This window comes from Stieleria sedimenti, from assembly GCF_025060895.1.
GTDB classification, from domain to species: domain Bacteria; phylum Planctomycetota; class Planctomycetia; order Pirellulales; family Pirellulaceae; genus Stieleria; species Stieleria sedimenti.
In genome coordinates this window covers 1-2,837 of record NZ_JANZKV010000108.1, presented here as the reverse complement: position 1 = coordinate 2,837, position 2,837 = coordinate 1, and the positions used below count along the sequence as shown (strand labels likewise).

General features: G+C 54.2%; 5 protein-coding genes. 3 read left to right on the top strand and 2 right to left on the bottom strand.

The window, feature by feature from the left end:
• Positions 1-152 precede the first annotated feature (152 nt).
• The gene (locus NZK35_RS15275; RefSeq protein ID WP_259633404.1) at positions 153-596 is read right to left on the bottom strand and encodes a hypothetical protein; all 444 of its coding nucleotides are present in this window, start codon (positions 594-596) and stop codon (positions 153-155) included.
• A 91-nt stretch (positions 597-687) separates the two neighbouring features.
• Positions 688-1,194: a hypothetical protein gene (locus NZK35_RS15270; protein ID WP_259633403.1), complete on the bottom strand. Its 507-nt coding sequence runs from the start codon at positions 1,192-1,194 to the stop codon at positions 688-690.
• Between the two features lie 21 nt (positions 1,195-1,215).
• Between NZK35_RS15270 and tnpA the strand changes: the two genes are divergently transcribed.
• From tnpA to NZK35_RS15255, 3 genes are all read left to right on the top strand, one after another.
• A complete protein-coding gene (gene tnpA, locus NZK35_RS15265; RefSeq protein WP_259633402.1) occupies positions 1,216-1,545 on the top strand; it encodes an IS66 family insertion sequence element accessory protein TnpA in 330 nt (109 codons plus the stop codon).
• On the top strand, positions 1,542-1,889 hold the full coding sequence (gene tnpB, locus NZK35_RS15260; RefSeq protein WP_259633401.1) for an IS66 family insertion sequence element accessory protein TnpB: 348 nt from the start codon (positions 1,542-1,544) through the stop codon (positions 1,887-1,889). Before tnpA ends, tnpB begins: the two co-directional genes overlap by 4 nt.
• 125 nt (positions 1,890-2,014) lie before the next feature.
• Positions 2,015-2,837 (top strand): IS66 family transposase (locus NZK35_RS15255; RefSeq protein WP_259633400.1); only part of this gene is annotated, 823 nt, incomplete at its 3' end.

The following is a 2,837-nucleotide window of genomic DNA, read 5'->3' as shown; positions in this document are numbered from 1 at the left end:
CGATTAAGTTCAACGTCCGCGATAACCGAGTCGCGGGAGTTGATTGTCCATTGTGAAATCGCTCGGCTACCGCGACTTCGGTTCATCGCATTGTTCGCCAAAGGATGATCGCAAACTGGGCGGTGCGAGTCCGATTGCCCTTCGTGTAGACGCTAATCAAAATACCATTCAACAACGCGACCGGGGTCGGCCCATAGAATTTTCAGGGCAATCATGCACACGGCTAAATAAAGCAATGCGAGCATGCATTGTGTAGCAGCTTTCCAGCCACGATTCCGGTTGTGGGGCAAGAAAAACGACGCAGCGAATCCCAGTGGGCTGAGGACGGGCATTGCCATGATAAGGATTGCAGGAACGTGATGTACGATCCGCGTAATACCGTCGATTGATGAAGGGTCATCCAGATTTGGTCGCGGCATGTGCCCAAGACCCGACCATGCACACAACCATGTTCCGTAAAACGCGCAGAGCACAAAGAGCGGATACAAATATGCCAAGCGCCAGAGCAGCCGCGCACGGTGGACAACGGTCAACGGCTCATGATTGTTGTCAGGCAGCGTGACGGTCGAATGATAAGGGTTTGTGTTGTGGGGCATTAGTCGTGATGGCGAACGTTAGAAATCACGCGGGACGGGCGAACGACTTGCAAGCAGACCAAGAACCGCGACTCCCGTCCTCGCGTGCATTTCATTGTTCTGCCCGTCCGGTCTCCGCAGTTGATTGTAATTCGAGTGAGGAAAGCTGGTCGTCCAAGAGTGGCTGGAGTATGGCAGCATATTCGGGCATCCGTTCAATCGCGTCGCGCAATCCACGCACGACCCCAACGGAATCTGCAACATCAGTCGGCGTTTCATCGAAGAACGTCCATCCCCATGTGCAGCTGCCAACACGCGCCGAGACCACGCGGTCGTCCACAGCAACCACCGTTCGATGGTCATAGCCGCGTTTGGGTGCGAATCCATAGATTGTGCAACGTCCGTAGTTCTCTGTCCATGTCGGCGAATCAATACAGAGCATTCGTTGCGTCGTCGATCCGAGGCCCAACTGCCCATCGGCAAACGCAACAACAATAGGATCTGAAACGGATCGCATTAGTCGAAAATTGCGAAAATCATCAAAAGAGCAAATCCCGTTCATACGTAAGCGCCCGGGGGAACCATTGTTGACGGCTGGCGTAGGCTGGTGGGTTTTCACTCACCCTGCCTGGAGGTTCCCATGGCCCGAATGCCCGACCCCGCTGTCCGACAACGCTGGCAGCGCTTGATCCGAAGCTACGACGATACAGATTGCTCGATTGCGGAATTCTGCGAGCTCCACGAAGTCTCGACCGCTTCGTTCTATGCCTGGCGGCGGCGACTCAAGTCAGGCGATCACGCCGACGGATTTCTTAAAGTCGAAATCGCTCAAGTGAGGCCCGTCCCCAATTACGCCACCACGGTCCATTTCGGATGTGGCACCCGGATCGAAGTCGATTCGCGCGACACTGAAACGTTGCTGCACATCGTCGATCGCCTTCGCCGGGACGACCAAGGAGCAAACGCATGATCGCACTGCCAACCAACAACGACATTTTCCTCTACAGCAAACCGACCGACATGAGGAAGGGATTTTCAGGTCTCTCCGGGATCGTTCGCAGTGAGCTGCAAAGAAAGCCAAACGACGGAAGCCTGTTCCTGTTTATCAATCGACGCAAAGACAAGATCAAGGCACTCTACTGGGACACCGATGGAATGGTCGTTTGGTACAAAAGTTTGCAGCAAGGCAGCTTTGAGATGATCAGCCGAAACGGTCAAGTCAGTGTCAAAATTGACGCCGCCGAGTTGGCAATGTTGCTTGGAGGTGTGTCGATCGAAAACGCAAAGCGACGCAAGCGACTCAAGGCCGCTTGAGCCAATCGCCGCGAACGAACTTTTTGCCAGAGCAAGTTTTCTTCAACCGAGAAAACTTGCTCTTTTTTGTTGTCTTTTGCCAATTTGCTATTGCGCGATTTCGAAGCCTTCGTACCCTTTGACGCATGGACAAGTGGAAGAAACTTCAACGCGAAAAGAAAACACTGGCTGAACAAGTCAGCGAGCTGAGGGCGCGTTGCGAAACGCTCACCAAGGCCAACGAGTCATTGGTCCAAAACGCAAAAGAACTTGTCGCCGCCAACGAAGACTTGAAACAAGAAAAGGCGGATCTGCAAAGCAAACTGAAGAAGAGCCGCGCGGAACTGGATGCTTTGATTCGCCGTCTGTTCGGGCGGACGAGCGAGCGATTCGAAGACCCTGATCAATTGAAGTTCGAGTTTGCCAACCAAGCCCAAGTCGATGACGCACGCGACGGCATCGAACAAGCGGTCTTAGAAAACAACCGCACCGGCGGAGGGAAGAAACCGCCGAAGCGTCGCAATCCAAAAGAACGGTTCCCCGATGGCTTGGAGCGTAAAGAGGTTGTCGTTGACCTGAGCGAAGAGCAGAAAGAAGGCTTGGTTCGAATAGGCGAGGACATCGTCGAGTCAGCCCATTACACGCGAGCGAAAGTCTATGTCATTCGAACGATCTATCCGAAGTACGCTCGTCCCGGCGAACCTGAGTCCGGCGTCTTTCAGGCCGAACGTCCGGCGACGCTCCTACAAGGCAATCGCTACGACATCTCGTTTGCCGCGGCGATCATCGCGAACCGACTCAGTTATCACCTGCCAATCTATCGCCAAGAAGACATGTTCTCCGAGTGCGGGCTTTACCTTTCCCGCAGTACGCTGCTGAACATTCAAGAGGCGGCCGAGCGCGTGCTTCGCCCTTTCGCCGAGTGGCTTGCCGACTTGGTGCGTACCGATACTGTGATCGGAAGTGACG

Bases quoted from the DNA above. Each gene is read 5' to 3' on its own strand.
- tnpA (WP_259633402.1), top strand. From the start codon at position 1,216: ATGGCCCGAATGCCCGACCCCGCTGTCCGACAACGCTGGCAGCGCTTG.
- NZK35_RS15275 (WP_259633404.1), bottom strand. From the start codon at position 596: ATGCCCCACAACACAAACCCTTATCATTCGACCGTCACGCTGCCTGAC.
- tnpB (WP_259633401.1), top strand. From the start codon at position 1,542: ATGATCGCACTGCCAACCAACAACGACATTTTCCTCTACAGCAAACCG.